Annotated in this window: 13 protein-coding genes; 5 read left to right on the top strand and 8 right to left on the bottom strand. The window is 56.9% G+C overall.

From position 1 onward, the window contains the following. Window positions 1–4 precede the first annotated feature (4 nt). The 4 genes from BEQ56_11400 to BEQ56_11385 all read right to left on the bottom strand — a co-directional run bounded on the left by BEQ56_11400 (window position 5) and on the right by BEQ56_11385 (window position 4,114). Window positions 5–193 carry a hypothetical protein gene (locus tag BEQ56_11400; protein AOH44024.1) on the bottom strand — a complete coding sequence of 63 codons (189 nt, stop codon included), beginning with the start codon at window positions 191–193 and terminating at the stop codon, window positions 5–7. Continuing rightward, complete coding sequence (locus BEQ56_11395) at window positions 190–651, bottom strand: hypothetical protein (protein AOH44023.1); 462 nt, start codon at window positions 649–651, stop codon at window positions 190–192. The genes BEQ56_11400 and BEQ56_11395 overlap by 4 nt, the downstream gene beginning before the upstream one ends. A 127-nt stretch (window positions 652–778) precedes the next feature. Then, window positions 779–2,044, bottom strand: a complete 1,266-nt coding sequence (locus tag BEQ56_11390; protein ID AOH44022.1) for a malate dehydrogenase — start codon at window positions 2,042–2,044, stop codon at window positions 779–781. An 87-nt stretch (window positions 2,045–2,131) separates the two neighbouring features. Continuing rightward, window positions 2,132–4,114 (bottom strand): hypothetical protein, encoded by a 1,983-nt coding sequence (locus BEQ56_11385; protein ID AOH44021.1) that lies wholly within the window; start codon window positions 4,112–4,114, stop codon window positions 2,132–2,134. A 111-nt stretch (window positions 4,115–4,225) separates the two neighbouring features. On the opposite strand from BEQ56_11385, the gene BEQ56_11380 reads away from it, so the two are divergent. The 5 genes from BEQ56_11380 to BEQ56_11360 all read left to right on the top strand — a co-directional run bounded on the left by BEQ56_11380 (window position 4,226) and on the right by BEQ56_11360 (window position 11,105). Beyond that, window positions 4,226–5,737 carry a hypothetical protein gene (locus tag BEQ56_11380; protein AOH44020.1) on the top strand — a complete coding sequence of 504 codons (1,512 nt, stop codon included), beginning with the start codon at window positions 4,226–4,228 and terminating at the stop codon, window positions 5,735–5,737. Window positions 5,738–5,744: 7 nt separating this feature from the next. Beyond that, window positions 5,745–6,788, top strand: a complete 1,044-nt coding sequence (locus BEQ56_11375; GenBank protein ID AOH44019.1) for a hypothetical protein — start codon at window positions 5,745–5,747, stop codon at window positions 6,786–6,788. Between the two features lie 441 nt (window positions 6,789–7,229). Further along, on the top strand, window positions 7,230–7,874 hold the full coding sequence (locus BEQ56_11370) for a hypothetical protein (GenBank protein ID AOH44018.1): 645 nt from the start codon (window positions 7,230–7,232) through the stop codon (window positions 7,872–7,874). 158 nt (window positions 7,875–8,032) lie between these two features. Further along, a complete protein-coding gene (locus tag BEQ56_11365; protein AOH44527.1) occupies window positions 8,033–9,550 on the top strand; it encodes a ribonuclease Y in 1,518 nt (505 codons plus the stop codon). A 193-nt stretch (window positions 9,551–9,743) separates the two neighbouring features. Continuing rightward, window positions 9,744–11,105, top strand: a complete 1,362-nt coding sequence (locus BEQ56_11360) for an MATE family efflux transporter (protein AOH44017.1) — start codon at window positions 9,744–9,746, stop codon at window positions 11,103–11,105. 48 nt (window positions 11,106–11,153) lie between these two features. Here BEQ56_11360 and BEQ56_11355 read toward each other — a convergent pair whose 3' ends face one another. From BEQ56_11355 to kbaY, 4 genes are all read right to left on the bottom strand, one after another. Further along, window positions 11,154–12,542, bottom strand: coding sequence for an argininosuccinate lyase (locus BEQ56_11355; protein ID AOH44016.1), 1,389 nt, complete (start codon window positions 12,540–12,542; stop codon window positions 11,154–11,156). 57 nt (window positions 12,543–12,599) lie between these two features. Then, the gene (locus BEQ56_11350; protein AOH44526.1) at window positions 12,600–13,829 is read right to left on the bottom strand and encodes an argininosuccinate synthase; all 1,230 of its coding nucleotides are present in this window, start codon (window positions 13,827–13,829) and stop codon (window positions 12,600–12,602) included. A 250-nt stretch (window positions 13,830–14,079) separates the two neighbouring features. Continuing rightward, window positions 14,080–14,685 carry a hypothetical protein gene (locus tag BEQ56_11345; GenBank protein AOH44015.1) on the bottom strand — a complete coding sequence of 202 codons (606 nt, stop codon included), beginning with the start codon at window positions 14,683–14,685 and terminating at the stop codon, window positions 14,080–14,082. Between the two features lie 260 nt (window positions 14,686–14,945). After that, window positions 14,946–15,803, bottom strand: coding sequence for a tagatose-bisphosphate aldolase (gene kbaY / locus BEQ56_11340; protein AOH44014.1), 858 nt, complete (start codon window positions 15,801–15,803; stop codon window positions 14,946–14,948). Window positions 15,804–15,855: the final 52 nt, after the last annotated feature.

Below are 15,855 nucleotides of genomic sequence, written 5' to 3'. Positions count from 1 at the left end.
ATTTTCAGGAAAGGCGGCTGATCAGGTCGAAAATCGCCGAGCCGAGCCGAACCGAATCCTTCGATGAGAACGAAATGGTTTGACCTTTTTCTTCGGCGCGCCTGACCTTGATCAACGCGGAAGCGAGGCCGACGAACAGGCCGATCAGGCCTCCGTAAAGAATCGTTTTCAATCTCAGGTTATCGTCTTTCATAGCGATCTGTCTTCTTCCCCTGGCGTTGCGTCGGCAGCGGCTTTTTTGCGCTTCAACAGCGCGGCGACGGCGCTGTAATTCGCGATCAGCCGAATGAGCGGATCAGCGAGCCGGTTCATCGCTTCCAGGACGATCGGGCCTGCGCTTTGAACCTTTTCGTTCGCCGCGCCGAGCTTTTCGGGGAGCGTCCGGCGGAGTCCTGCGGTCAGCGATATCAGCGCGACGTTCAGGATCGTCATCGCCAGCGTCAGCAGCGTCGCGGCTATGAAGAAGAGCGTGACCAGACTGTCGCTCAGGCGGCCGAATGCGTCCGGATTGGCGAATCCGGCCCAGATCAGCGCACCGCAGCCGAGCACGCAGCCCGCGCCGATCAGCGTCATCGGGAAGTCAATTTCGCGCTTTCGCGCGGATTCGGCCTGCGCCTGGATTTCGGCGGTACTTTGGAATTGCTGCGTCATCTGGTCCGATCGATCCCCTTCTTTCGTGTCTGTCGCTTCAAATTATATCGTAGAACGTCCGGAACGAAGAACGGGAAAAGCGGGTTCCCGTCCGCTCTCCCCGGGTTCCATATTAATCGCAGGCGGGTTACATTTTCCCAAGCCGCGCCTGATATTCGTCGATATCGATTGGACTTTGGGCGACGCCGCTTGATATCGCGGCCTGGGCGACCGCCGACGAGACCATCCATTTCGCGCGTGGGTCGAACGCTTTCGGGACGATATAATCGCGTCCGAACGATAAGCTATCCAGCGCGTAGGATTTCAGGACGGAATCCGGAACCGGAAGCTTTGTCAGCTCCGCCAGCGCGTATGACGCCGCCAGTTTCATTTCTTCATTGATCCGTTTCGCGCGGACGTCGAGCGCTCCGCGGAAAATATACGGGAAGCCGAGGACGTTATTGATCTGGTTCGCGTAATCCGACCGTCCGGTCGCGATAATCGCGTCAGGGCGGACGCGCTTCGCCGTTTCGACCTTGATTTCCGGGTTGGGATTCGCGAGAGCGAATATAAACGGATTCTCCGCCATGCTTTTAACCATTTCTTCGGTCAGGATATCCGCGATCGACAGTCCGATAAAGACATCCGCGCCGGGGAGGATGTCGGCCAACGCTGCCGGGCCCGCGCCGTTCATGAACTCGCGCTTCTCCGGCGTCATCTTCTCCGTTCGTCCCTGATAAATCAGCCCGGCCGAGTCGCAAAGGTAAATTTTCTTGGGGTCGGCGCCGATCCGGATCAGGTGCCTTGCGCAGGAGATCCCGGCCGCGCCCGCGCCGTTCATCACGACTTTCAGCTCGCCGATTTTCTTCCCGGCGATTTCGGCCGCGTTCAGGAGACCGGCGGCGAGGATAATCGCCGTTCCGTGCTGGTCGTCATGGAAAACCGGGATATCGAGCGTTTCCTGAAGCGTTTTTTCGATCAGGAAGCATTCCGGCGCTTTGATATCCTCAAGATTGATGCCGCCGAACGTGTTCCCGATCGCGGCGACGGCGTCAATGAACCGCTGCGGATCGGTCGTGTCTACCTCGATATCGAAAACGTCGACGCCGGCGAACTTCTTAAAGAGAACGCCTTTTCCCTCCATGACCGGTTTCGAGGCAAGCGCGCCGCGACTGCCCAGTCCTAAGATCGCGGTCCCGTTGGAAATAACGGCGACCAGATTGCCCTTATTGGTATACCGGTACGCGTCGGCGGGGTCCTTTTCGATTTCGAGAACCGGATAGGCGACGCCCGGCGAGTAAGCGAGACTGAGGTCGATAAACGTGTCAAGCGGCTTGGTCGGCGTGACGGAGAGCTTCCCCGGAACGCCGTTGCGGTGATGATATTCGAGTGCTGCTTCCTTGTTAATTGCCATGGTACCTTCTTCCTTCTTTCATTAACGATTTCATTAATGCTGCGCTGCGGACCGGCGGGGGTATTTTGACCCCTGATCCGCGGTTTTTCAAAAATCATCCGGCGTTTGGCCGCCACGGTTGTTCCCGGGAACCGCGTTATACCGCCCGAGTTTTTCCTGGAACGCGAAAACCCCATACATCGCGGCGACGCAGATCGGAACCGTAATAATACAGGTGTAATGCTGCCATTTCGTTCCCCAGACGAACATGAACGCGACGCCGGCGGCAAGCCAGCCGATAAAAATCGAGGACCGTTTCCAAAGCCGCGGCAGTCCGGCTATCGCCAGCATCAGAATCAGCTCGTCCGCGGCGAAAATCAGGCCGAACGGGTTGCGCTGGACCGGGCTCAGGATCCCTCCTCCCGGCTTCGCCAGCGGGACGGAGCGGAAAATCCAGATCAGCGGCTGATACGCCGGGTGGAGGCTGTTATGATCGGTTTGGTAATTCCTGTGAAAATTGAACATGCCGGCGATTCGCCCGAGCGGATCATACCAAAGCGACGGGTTCAGCGCGAAAAACGCCGCGAGCGCGATCAGCGCGTAAAGAATCGACGTCCAAAGGAGCTCGGCGCGGCGGCGCGGCGCACGGAAAAAAGCGGTCAGGAGCGCGGTCCCGATCGCGAACGCGACGACGCAGTAGATGACCTTCGACGCCGCGGTTGCGCCCAGGCAGGCAGACGAAAGCAGCCAGCTCTTCCGGTCGAAGACCGCGTCTTCGGACGGACGCGCGCAGATCTGTTCCCTGAGCGCCCGCCAGGCGAAAATAATGGAAAGGAACGAGAAGAACGCCGGGATCGCTTCCAGCCGTGCCGTCGACCCCATCTCCGACATCATCGAATGGATCATGAAAAAGAACGCCGCGACCGGATGGATCAGGCTGCTCAGCGCCTGCGCCGTCAGGACGTTGAAAAAGGCGCTGACAAATCGGGAAGTAAAAATCGCATGGTCCTCGCGCTGGAGCTGCGCTTTTTCGTTCAACGGCAGTCCGATCCGTTCGAACGATTCGCGCCCGTCGAGAACGATCGGGACGGAAAACGCGAGCTTCACCAGCGCGGGATGCTCATGGTTGTATTCGATCGCGGGAATATCCGCGAGCTTCAGCGTCAGGACCTTATCCGCGTAGCGCATCGCGGCGCGGGAGTACGTTCCCTCGTCCCAGTCGAGCGGGAGATTGAAAATATTAAAAATCCGCATGGCGACGGCGGCCGCGCTGATCAGGAGAAAGACGGCGCGGAAGGACGGGCTGCGCCGCGCGACGAAAGAAAACGTCAGTGCGAAATAAAGCACGAAAAACGCGCTGATCAGGACGATCGCGGACAGCAGGTTCAATCCGAAATCGACCCGCTCAAAAAAAAGCGTTTCGCTCCCGTAGCGATGCGCGACGCGGATCGGCTCGGCGCCGCCGGGAGCGTCGGACAAATCGATCTCCTGCGCGAGCCCGTCCCCCCAGTCGACGGTCAGGATACCGCTGTCCGGGCGCTGTTCCGCGAAAATCGCGATTTCATGACCGACTTTGCCGGTGAACTGGAGCGCGGCGCTTTCCGTCGCCGATATTTCCAGCGTCAGCCGGTCGTTTTCGCGCCGCCATGCGCCGCTGGCGCTGAACGCGGAAAGCGGGACGCCCTGGAATCCGTCGTGCAGCGAGAGGAAGACGTAGCGGCGTTTCGATCGCTGCGGAATTCCCGACGCATCAATCGAGAGCGTGATCGTTTTTTCGGGCAGCGTGATTTTTTTATGCGGCAGGCTGAGGCCGAACCAGAAAACGAGGAAGATCGTCAGCGCGACCGACGCGCCAATTGCGAAGGACCATTGGACGCGGGAGAGCCGGAGTCGTTCGATCAGCCCCCGGATCAGGAACGTCAGCGCGAGCGCGGAAATCACGACGACTCCGGCCAGCGATATTTTCAGCTTCAGCGTCAGTTCGCTCCCGGGCGTCAGCTGATAAAACGCGAGTCCGATTCCCGCCGCGAGAATCAGCGCGGGCAACGCCGCGGCGCGGATTGAGGTTCGGGGTTGGCGGAGCCGTTTCATATGCAAGAATTATACTATTTTTCTTTGTTATAATTTCCTGAGGCTGCCGCTGGACGGTTTTCCACGGGAACCTTTTTTGAACTTCTGAACCGAGGCAGAGTAGAAAAACTGATGAACTCCGATTCTTCCAACCTGAATCATCCGGACGCGAACCCCGGCTCGGACGCACGCCGTCCGGGCGGCGCGGGGTATCCGATAAGACAGAAGATCCCGTCGCCCGGATCGCAGCCGTACCCGGCGCAGCGCCGCTCCGCCTCTGATCCGGGTGCCCCTTATATTCCGCCGGTCCCGCCGGCTGGAATGACGGCGCCGCAGGGCTCTTCGCCGCAGGCCCCGGCCCCGGCGCAGCCGTCCAGGCCGCGTCGATCGATCGATTGGTATAACCTGATCGGGCGGACGATTACTTCCATGCTGGCCGCTTTCCTGGCGGTTTATTTCGGCTGGTTATACGCTCCGGCGATCCGGAACCAGATGGTCTGGTGGCCGACGAATACGCCGACGCCGGTTACGCCGTCGCCGACCGCGGCCGCGACGGCGACGATTACGCCGCTGGCGACGAATACGGTAACGCCGATCCCGACGAATACGCCGGAGCCGCTTTCAACCTGGTGGATCGCGGACGGCGGCGAGATCGATCCGGCCGTTCCGGATTCCCCGGACGGCGTTATCGAGCTGCATGTCGATTCAAGCGCAGAAATCAACCCGCCGCTGGACAGCGAGCTTTGGACCGGGTCGAAGCAGATTGCGGCGGACCTGGGGAAAGCGCTGTATCAGGAGGAATGGTACGCGACGTATTCGGCGGGCTGGATTCGCTGGTTCATGGACCGGCCGCTGCGCGCGGGGCTGTACGAGCTGTATATGATGGATACGGTTTTCTCGTCAGGCGGGACGCTCTCGTTCACGGTTCAGCTCGGCGACCAGCCGCTGACGCCGCTGGCGGGATCGTCCGACGTCGTTTATATGACGAGTCAATACGATCCGGTCCAGGCGTACGATACCTGGCGCAGCCTGGGCCTTTACTATATCCAGCCGTCCGATTCGGTTTTGACGGTAACGACGTCCTGGGAAGAACGCGACGAATATACGATTGTTTCGATGGATCGGCTCCTGATCGTGCCGCGCAGATCGGCGGATATCGCCATGCTGAACGCGCTGCCTTCCGGCTCGACGCGCTATGTCCGCGACGATTTGGCCGGCGATACGATTGGGAAGGATTACGCGATGCGCGAGCGGAGCGACGACGCCTGGGACGGGTCTTTTCAGCGGGTCCTGAACCCGAAGGAAAAGGTGAAATTTACGCTGCCCGGGGTCGAGCCATGGCCGATCGGGACATACCGCCTGTACGCCTGGATGCCGACGACGAAGGGCGGTATCACCGGGAATTATTCGCTGACCGTCGATCGGCAGCTGATCGCGTCGGACGCCGGAACCGAGACCGTTTCGGTAACCGTGCCGGCGAATCTCCCGGCGCAGTGGGTCGAGATCGGCTCCTGGACGACGGATAAATATTACGAACGGCCGCGGAAGATCGGCCTGACGCTGGAGATTGACGCGGGGGCTGTCGGCGAATTTCCGATCGACGCGATCGGCTTCGTGTATACGCCGTTCAGCGAGAGCGAATGAGGCCGGTTTGGGCGTGATGATATCGTATCCGGAGCCGGAGCAGGTGAAAGCGTACAGGGACCTGATTCCGATCGGACCGCTGTCGGTCGCGGAGCTGGTTGAGAAATTGAGAGCCAGATTGGATATCGAGGAAATTGGCGAAAAGGATATCACGGCCGGACAGATGAACGCGGCGCGGTTCAACGCTTTTCATTGTGTTTATAACCAGAAAGCGATATGGAAGCCGGAAGAAATGTCGTTCGTGCTGTATAAGATTGTACAGAACGAAAAGAGCCGGGCCTATTATGATGAACCGGATCTTTCGTGGGGGATAGACGGATTTATTCACGTTCTTTTCGAAGAGAAAACCGGTTTCTACGCTTCCAATTCGCAGCGGCTCAACATCGAGATCGGCCTTGCGCGCGGGGTTTCGAAAGAATCGATCGAGACGGAAGATTATTCTTTCAGAGGCATTCTTGCCCATCTGGCGATCGCTGAATGGGAAGGGAGAAAGATCGATCCGTTTGTAAGCGATCGTTCCGGACGGTTGAAAATGATTGGGCAGGATCGTCGGAATGAGGGCGTGATGAAATCGTATCCGGAACAGGTAGAAGCGTACAGGGACCTGATTCCGATTGGACCGCTGTCGGTCGCGGAGCTGGTTGAGAAATTGAAATCCAGATTGGATATCGAGGAAATTGGCGAAAAGGATATCACGGCCGGGCAGATGAACGCGGCGCGGTTCAATGCTTTTCATTGTGTTTATAACCAGAAAGCGATATGGAAGCCGGAAGAAATGTCGTTCGTGCTGTATAAGATTGTACAGAACGAAAAGAGCCGGGCCTATTATGATGAACCGGATCTTTCGTGGGGAGCAGACGGATTTATTCACGTTCTTTTCGAAGAGAAAACCGGTTTCTACGCTTCCAATTCGCAGCGGCTCAGCATTGAGATCGGCCTTGCGCGCGGGGTTTCGAAAGAATCGATCGAGACGGAAGATTATTCTTTCAAAGGCATTCTTGCCTATCTGGCGATCGCTGAATCGGAGGGGAGAAAGATCGACCCGTTGTAAGCGATCGCTCCGGACGGTTGAAAATGATCGGGCAGGATCGTCGGAATGGGTGGAATGGCAGGAAGGAATCTGGGTAAGCTCCTGATTCCTTCTTAACGGATTGTGATTTGGTTGTGCGGATGACTGCTCTGCAAAAGATTCAGGGAATGAAATCTCGCAGATTGTTCCGGTTGATGGTACAATGATATACGCAAAATTGAATATGATTACCGCCGGAAACCGTGGCAGCCGATAGCATAGAGGCGCGTTTCGGACGTTCGATGGATATTTTTGAGCGAGAACGCTCGCTTAGCTCGTTTTTTTGAGAAAATGAACCCTTTAAGCCGCATGGCAAAGACGGATTTTCAGCTTTCCGCTCGCGGCTCCGCCCGAATTCCCTTTTTTTCGCTCGATCCAGCCGCCGCGCTTTCCGGACGTGAAGCTGGATGGTTGTTTTAATTTATGAGCATGAGGCGAATCACGCGGATCCAGCCGCAGAAGTACGATCCCTCCCGTGTCAGCGTCGATATCGACGGCGAATTCGCTTTCGGACTTTCGATGCGTGCGGCGGCGGAACTGTCGGTGGGTCAGGAACTCAGCGAAGCGGAGCTTGAACGAATTCGCGACGGGGCTCAGGATGAGTCGGCGTTAAAAAAAGCGTTCGAATATTTAGCCCGCCGCGATTATTCGGAAGCGGAGCTTCGCGGGAAGCTGGCGCTGAAAGGGTATTCCGAAGAGCGGATAACGCGGGCGATCGATCGGGTCAGGGAGCTCGGCTATCTCAACGATCGCGCGTTCGCGGAGAATTGGATCCGGGATCGGAACGAGTTCAGGCCGCGCGGCGTGCGGATGCTCCGGTATGAATTAAAACGAAAAGGCGTAGACGAAACGGTAATCAGGGAATCGTTGGCGGACGTTGACGATCGGGAGGCTGCTTTCGCATGTGCGGAACGGTATTCGCGCCGGTTGCGCGGATTGGATCGCGAGACCTTTCGGAACCGGTTAAGCGGATATTTGGCCCGGCGCGGTTTTACGTACGACGTAATTCGCAGCGCAGTTCGGGCGGCCTGGAACGGGATCAACGCCGACGGCGAAACCGGAATTTAAACAGAGAACAGGGAATTTGAGAAATGGAAATTTTGTCGAAAGGGATGGAGAGCGTTTCCTTCTCGCTCTACCGTTCGCAAGCATTAGCGCAGTCCATCATAATCGGCGGCGAAGGCCTCCCGGAAGTTCCGGATCCTTCGGTTGGTTTGACATGGTGGATGATTGTTCTGTCCGTTATTGTTGTCGTCGCGGTGATCGTGTTGGCGGTCTTTTTATTTACGCGCATGCTGAACAGCCGTTTCGTCCGCGAACAGCAGCTGGACGCGGAAAATATTATTCTCGTCGCGAAACAGCGCGCTCAGCAGATCGAAACGGAAGCGATGGATAAAGCGCTTAAGACGATCAACGAAGGCGAAGAAGAGCTTCAGAAGCGCCGGAACGAAGTTTCGCGCGAGTCCGACCGCGTTCAGAAGCGCCGGAACGAGCTCGAAACGCGCGTTGAAAAAATCGAACAGCGCGAATCGGCGCTCAGCAAACGGCAGAGCAATCTCGATAAGCGCTCGAACGAAATCGATAAGATGGCGTCCAAACAGCTCGACGAGCTCCAGCGGGTGGCCTCGATGACGGTCGAGGAGGCCAAGGCGGAGCTGATGGCGGCCGTTGAAAAGGATTCCCGGAACGAAATGGCGCGGATTATCCGGCAGGTCGAACAGGAGGCCCGATCCGAAGGCGAAAAGAAAGCGCGTGAAATTATTGTCACGGCGATCCAGCGCGTCGCGTCGGATCAGGTCGCTGAAGTGACGACGTCGACGGTGAATCTTCCCGGCGAAGAGATGAAAGGGCGGATCGTCGGACGGAACGGTCGGAATATCCGCGCGTTTGAGCAGGCCGCCGGGGTTGACGTCATCGTTGACGATACGCCGGAAGCGGTCATGATTTCCTGTTTTGATCCCGTTCGCCGTGAGATCGCGAAACGGGCGCTCGATCGGTTGATCCTGGACGGGAGGATTCATCCGGCGAATATCGAGAAAATCCTTCGGGACGAGGAAAAAGAGGTCCAGAAGCTGATCGTTGAGGCCGGCGAGGAGGCCGCGTTCCAGGCGGGCGTCGTGGGGCTGCATCCGGAAATTATCAAGGTCCTTGGACGGCTCAAGTACCGTACTTCGTTTGGCCAGAACCAGCTGGCGCATTCGGTTGAGACGGCGAAGCTGGCTTCCGTTATCGCTTCTGAATTGGGGGCGGACGTTGAGACGGCGCGGAAGGGCGCGCTGCTTCATGATATCGGAAAGGCCATGGACCATAATACCGAGGGAACGCACGCGAAGATCGGCGCGGATTTTTGTAAACGGTATGGTACGAATATGAAGGTCGTCAATATTATTGAAGCGCATCATCATGAAGTCGATCAGGATTCGATCGAAGCCGTCGTCGTCGAGGCCGCGGACGCGATCTCAGGCGCTCGTCCCGGCGCGCGGCGCGAGGATCTTGAATTCTATATTAAGCGGCTCCGGACGCTCGAGGAAATCGCGAATTCCTATAAAGGCGTTGAGAACTCGTTCGCGATTCAGGCGGGCCGCGAGGTTCGGATTATCGTGACGCCGGAGGAGGTCGACGATCTGGCGGCGACGTATATGGCGCGCGACATCGCCCATCAGATCGAAGAAACGATGCAGTATCCCGGGCAGATTAAAGTCACGGTTATCCGCGAGAGCCGCGCAATCGAATACGCAAAATAGAAGAAGCGATATTGAAGAAGTCCCGCCCGTTCCCGTCCGGATCGGCTCCGGGGCTTTTCCGACAGTCGCGGCGACGAGGACGGTTCGCAGATCGGAGCGGCTGACTCGTTGCCGGTTTAACTGCCGCTATTTAGCGCGGTCCGGGGAGAATTGTCTTTGCCCCTGTTCCCGGGGGCGAGAATGAGTTGATCGCATGAACACATCTTTAAGGAAAACTGATTTAACCGACGGGGTCGTATGGGTGAAAATGCTGAAATATGCGGCGCCGATCTTTTCAGGGACGCTCTTCCAGTCGTTCTACACGACCGCTGACGCGATGATCGTCGGTCGATACGGAGGAAAAGCGGCGCTCGCGGCGATCGAATCGGTTTTTACGCTGACGCGGCTCCCGGTAAATTTATTTATGGGGATTGCGACGGGGGCGACGATCCTCCTTTCTCAAAGCTATGGCGCGAAAAAGTATCGGGAGGTCTCGGAAGCGAGCCATACCGCGATCCTGTTTGCGGCGCTCGGCGGAATCGTGCTCGCGATTCTTGGCTGCGTGTTGGCGCCGGTTTCGATACGTTGTGTTCAGGTTCCGGCGGCGATTGCCGGAGATGCGCGGCGGTATTTGCTGATCTATTACGCGGGGATAGCCGCGTCGCTCGTTTTCAACGTGGCTTCGGGAATTCTCCGCGCGTTAGGAAATTCGCGGCAGCCTTTCCTGTATCTTGTGGTTGCGAATTTCCTGAACGTTGGGTTGGATTTGCTGTTCGTCGCCGCGCTGCGGCTGGGGGTCGTGGGAGCGGCGATCGCTACCGTGCTTTCGCAGCTCATCTGCGCGGTCCTGCTGCTGATGGAATTGACCCGGACGGAACTGCCCTGCCGGATCGCGCTGAACCGGCTCCGGTTTCATCGCGGTCAGCTGGCGTCGATATTCAGGTTGGGGTTGCCGGTCGGGATCCAATCTGCGCTGTATCCGATTTCGAATACTGTCGTTCAGACCGGGATCAACGCCTTCGGCGTCAATAGCATTGCCGCCTGGGGGATTTCCGGAAAGTTGGATTTCCTGATCTGGACGATTTCAGACGCGTTCGGGATCGCCGTTTCGACCTTCGTCGCGCAGAACGTCGGCGCGGAAAAGTTCGGCCGCGCGCGGTCGGCGACTCGCGCCGGCTTAGGAATGGCATGCCTGTTGATCCTGACGATCAGCGCGGTTCTTTACCTCTGGGGCGAACCGTTAGCCACTTTTCTGGTTGACGATCTCGATGTGATCGAATTGACAGGGCGGATTTTACGCTTCATCTCGCCGTTATACGCCGCGTATGTCTTTTGCGACGTTCTCGCCGGCGCGATCCGTGGTCAGGGGGATACGGTTTTGCCGATGATGGTGAGTTTGTTGGGGATCTGTATCTTTCGCGTTCTTTGGATTTTTCTCGTTGTTCCGATTCATCCGACGTTGATGACGGCTTTGGCCTGCTATCCGATATCCTGGGTCGTGACCGGCCTGATGTTCATCGGGCTGTTCCTGTATAAAGAAAAAGCTACCGAACGGGCTGAGAAAAAGATCGCCTGATCCCGGCCTGGCCCGTTCGGAATTGTCGATCCGCCTGAGCCTCTGGAGCTAAAGCGGTTCGGAAAGAGCGGCTTTAGCCAACAGGATCCCTTCCCGGACACGCGCCGGCGCGGTCCCGCCGAACGCGGACCTTGCGGCGACGGCGGCTTCCGGCGTAAAGATTGAAAATACGTCGGCTTCGAAACGTTCGGATTCGGTTCGCCAGTCCGCCAGCGGGAGCCGTTCCAGCGTCGTTCCGGCGAGTTCAGCCCGTCTGACGAGCTTCCCGATGATATGATGCGCCTCGCGGAAGGGGACGCCTTTTCGGACGAGGTAATCGGCGGCGTCGGTCGCGTAGGCGTCCGGACGCAGCGCGGCTCGGGTGCGGTCCGCGTTGACAGTCAGCGTTGCGATCGCGCCGCGCATGACTTTCAGCGTCAGGACCGCGGTATCGAATGCCTCGAACGTCAGCCGCTTATCTTCCTGAAGGTCCTTATCATATGCAGACGGCAGTCCCTTCAATACCGCCATCAGCGCGGTTAATCGTCCCTGCTGAATTCCGGCCTGCGCGCGGACGAGCTCGAGCGAATCGGGGTTCTTCTTCTGCGGCATGAGACTGGACCCGGTCGAAAAGCGGTCGGAGAGCGTCAGGTATCCATATTCGACGGTTGTGTACAGGATGAGCGCTTCAGCGAGTCGGCTGAGATGCGTCGCGATCATCGCGCAGCTATACAGGAAATCGACGGCGAAATCGCGGTCGGAAACGGCGTCGAGACTGTTCTCCGCGGGCTGACGGAAGCCAAGGTCGGCGGCGAGCGCGAAACGATCGATCGGGACGGTCGTTCCCGCGAGCGCCCCGGACCCCAGCGGACAGACGTCGAGCCGTTCAAGCGTTTCAATGAAGCGGCGGCGGTCGCGTTCGAATGCCCAGAAATGCGCGAGCCACCAATGGCTGAGCAGGATCGGCTGGGCCTGTTGGAAGTGCGTGTAGCCCGGGAGAATGATCCCCTGGTCGGACTCGGCGCGATCGACGAGGACGCTTTCCAGCCGCAGGATTTCCGAGATGAGATCGGGGATCTGATCCTTTAACCATAACCTGAAATCGGTCGCGACCTGATCGTTGCGGCTGCGTCCGGTATGAAGCTTTCCGGCGACAGGTCCGATTTCTTCGCTGAGCTGACGTTCGACGGCGGAATGAATATCTTCGTCGTCCGGCCGGAATTGGAAGGTTCCGTCGGCTAAATCGGCGCCTGATTTCGCTAAGCCGGCGTCGATCTGTCGGAATTCTTCTTCCGTAAGGATTCCGGCCTGCGCGATCGCCTTGCACCAGGCGCGGCTTCCCTGAATATCCTGCTGCGCCATGCGCTGGTCGATCGATAAGGACTGATTCAGCGCTGAAAGATCGATGTCGAGATCGGCGCTGAGCCGTCCGCCTGACCAGATTGTTTTTTCCTGCATGTTTACCCCTTGTCTCTGCTGACTGTCGTTCGGTTTTCGCCGGAAAGCCCGTGAGCTTCAGTTTAGATCGGCTGAAATCGCTTTACCCTGACCTTTTTCCATTGCGGAGCGGACGCGGCTCGGAAGCGTGAAACAGCGGATAAAGCCGGTCGCGTCTTTGTGGTCGTAGAGGGTGACGTCCCCGAAGGACGCGATTTTTTCGGAATAAAGGGAGAAGGGCGACGAGATGCCGACCGGGATGATATTGCCTTTGTACAGCTTGAGCTTTACCATGCCGGTAACGCTGCGGTTGCTTTCCGCGAAAAAAGCGTTCAGCGAATCGCAGAGCGGCGAAAACCACTGGCCGTTGTAGATCAGCTCGCTATAGCGGACGGCGGCCATCTCTTTAAAATGCTGCGTGTCGCGGTCGAGCGTAATCGATTCAAGCTGTGTATGCGCCTCGTAGAGGATCGAGCCGCCCGGATTTTCGTACAGGCCATGCGATTTCATTCCGACAAGCCGGTTCTCGACGATATTCGTGCGTCCGATCCCGTGCCGTCCGCCGATTCGATTCAGCTCGCGGAGGAGCTCGGCGGGTTTCATTTTCTTTCCGTTCAGCGCGACGGCTTCTCCGGCGACGAACTCGATCCCGACGGTTTCGGCCTGATCCGGCGCGGCTTCCGGCGACACGGTCAGCACGTACCAGGCTTCGTCCGGTTCGGCGTCGATCGCTTCGATCGGCCCGCCTTCATGCGAAATGTGCCAGATGTTGCGGTCGCGGCTGAACAGCTTCGGGTTGCGCGCCGTGTCCGGATAGGGGAGGTTTTTCGATTCGATATACGCGATCAGGTCCTCGCGCGAAGTAAAATTCCAGACGCGCCACGGCGCGATGACGTCTAAATTCGGATTGAGCGCCTGAATCGTGTTTTCGAAGCGGACCTGATCGTTGCCTTTTCCGGTACAGCCATGCGCAATCGCGTCGGCGTTTTCTTTTTCAGCGATCTCAACCAGCCATTTCGCGACGATCGGGCGCGCGATCGACGTCCCGAGCAGGTAGTTTTTCTCGTAGACCGCTCCCGACTTGATCATCGGCCAGATATACGATTCGCAGAGCTCGTCCGTCAGGTCCTGAACGTACAGCTTCGAGGCCCCCGAGGCTTTCGCGCGCTCTTCCAGTCCGGCGAGTTCTTCTTCCTGTCCGACGTTGGCGCAGGCGCAAACCACTTCGCAGCCGTACGTTTCGATCAGCCAGGGAATAATTGCGGAAGTGTCTAATCCGCCCGAATACGCTAAAACAACTTTGTTCAATTTCTGCGACATGTTCAATGGCTCCTGTTTTTTTATATAAAAAGACCTCCTGCGGAATTCAGGAGGTCTTTGATAACCAGATAGATTAAACGAACCCGTTAACTCCGCGGATGATTTTGAATTCGGATTCGTCGTCGGATGCTGTGGTGGATCTGCTCTTGATTCATGGAGCTAATTATAGGGTTGTTTGGAAAGCTGTCAAGTTTGGCGGGTGAAATCCGGTATTCCCAGCTCTCGATTGCCTCCCGCCTTAGTAAACATGGACCGGAAGCTCCCAATTGATCGGAAATTCGAGGTTTGCGGCCTGCCGGATGATTCGGGTGGCTTCTTCTTCCGTCATATCGTCCGGTTTGGCGCTGATCGTCAGCTTGATTCCGCCGCCCATTTCCGCCTGAACCGTTTCGATTTTGAAATCCAGTTCTGGGACGGTTTTCTGAACGTGGTTTTTCAGCGTGCTTATGTACGCCTCGCTCGCGAGGTCAGGCTGGCGGTCCAGGAGGACGCTGACGATTCTGAAAACGGCGGTTCCGATTCTTTCCGCCCGCGGCTGAATCGGGATTTCAAACAGGTAACAGCGATTCCTGCTGCGCATTGTTTCCGGCTTCTTCGCGTCGATGAGCGTGATTCCGATTTCGGGCATGGGTTCACCGTCGATCTCTAAGGCGACCTCCGGCCACCATGGGTCAATCGATGGAAGCTCGACGCAGGCTGTCGCGGAAAAGAGCTTTTCATCTGTCGTCAGCGATTTCAGCTGGACAGCGCCCTGATCTGCGGTCGCGGCGTTAAAGGCGAATAAAAGGGTGAAGAGAACGAATGCGGCTAAAAGAATGGTCCTTGAAGGTTTATCGTTGCTCATGATATCTCCTTTCTCTGAGCTATGAACAGGATTGTCCTGCGCTTAGATTAAGAGTTTGCCACTTTTTTTCTTGCCTGTCTATATTGCTTTAAGGCAAATTTACCGGGCTTCAATTGTTGAAAGCAGGAGTCCTTTTTTGAGCGGCAGTTTATGAATTTTGTTAATAGAGCGAATCAGGGCGCGGCGGATTTTTATACTGAAACCTCCTGATTTTCGCAGGAGGTTTTCGATAATCAGATTGTCAAGGTAAAGCGGTAAGCTTACCCTTTATTCGCGCTTCCGAACAGCTCGATTTTCTTCAAAACGATCTCTTCGCAGTTTTTACGCGCGGGCCCGACCAATTTTCGGATATCGATCTGATCCGGCTGCGTTTCGACGCTTTTCCGGACCGTCTGGCTGCAGCAGTATTTAAGCTCCGTGCCAACGTTGATTTTGCTGATGCCGGATTTTACGCAGTGAATGAAATCCGCTTCGGTCAGTCCGGTTCCGCCATGAAGGACAAGCGGAGTGTCGGTCAGCGAACGGATTTTTTCCAGGCGCTCAAAATCCAACAGGGGATCTTCCTTATAAAAACCATGCGCGGTTCCGATCGCGACCGCTAATGCGTCGATTCCCGTCCGGGAAATGAACTCGGGAACAGCTTTCGGATCGGTCATGGAAGCTTCTCTTGCCGATACGGATATATTCTCTTCTCTTCCGCCGATTTTTCCTAATTCGGCTTCAACCGAGACGCTCTGTTCATGCGCATACTGGACGACTTCGCGCGTGATCGCGATATTTTCTTCATACGATTTTTTTGACGCGTCGATCATGACCGAAGTAAATCCGGCGTCGACGCAGCTGAAAATCAGATCGAGTTCTTCGGCGTGATCCAAATGCAGCGCGACGGGGATTTCCAGCGATCGGGTTATTCCCTGAACGAATCCGGCGATCGCTTCTGGTCCGCCGAAGTACGCTACCGCGCTGACGCTCGCCATCAGGATAACAGGGGATTTCTTTTGAATCGCGGCGTCTAAGATCCCTCTTGAATCCTCAATCCCGTTGAAGTTGAAAGCGCCGACCGCGTAGCTTTGTTTCCGCGTACTACTTAAAATTGATGCTAACGTTACGAGTGCCATTTATTTTTTTCTGAATCCTTAATAATAAAAGAGTATAAAAAACAGGCGGCGG

It is taken from the genome of Anaerolineaceae bacterium oral taxon 439 (genome assembly GCA_001717545.1).
Taxonomy (GTDB): domain Bacteria; phylum Chloroflexota; class Anaerolineae; order Anaerolineales; family Anaerolineaceae; genus Flexilinea.
Note: the sequence above shows the minus strand (reverse complement) of the source record. Positions and strands in the feature narration are given on the sequence as shown.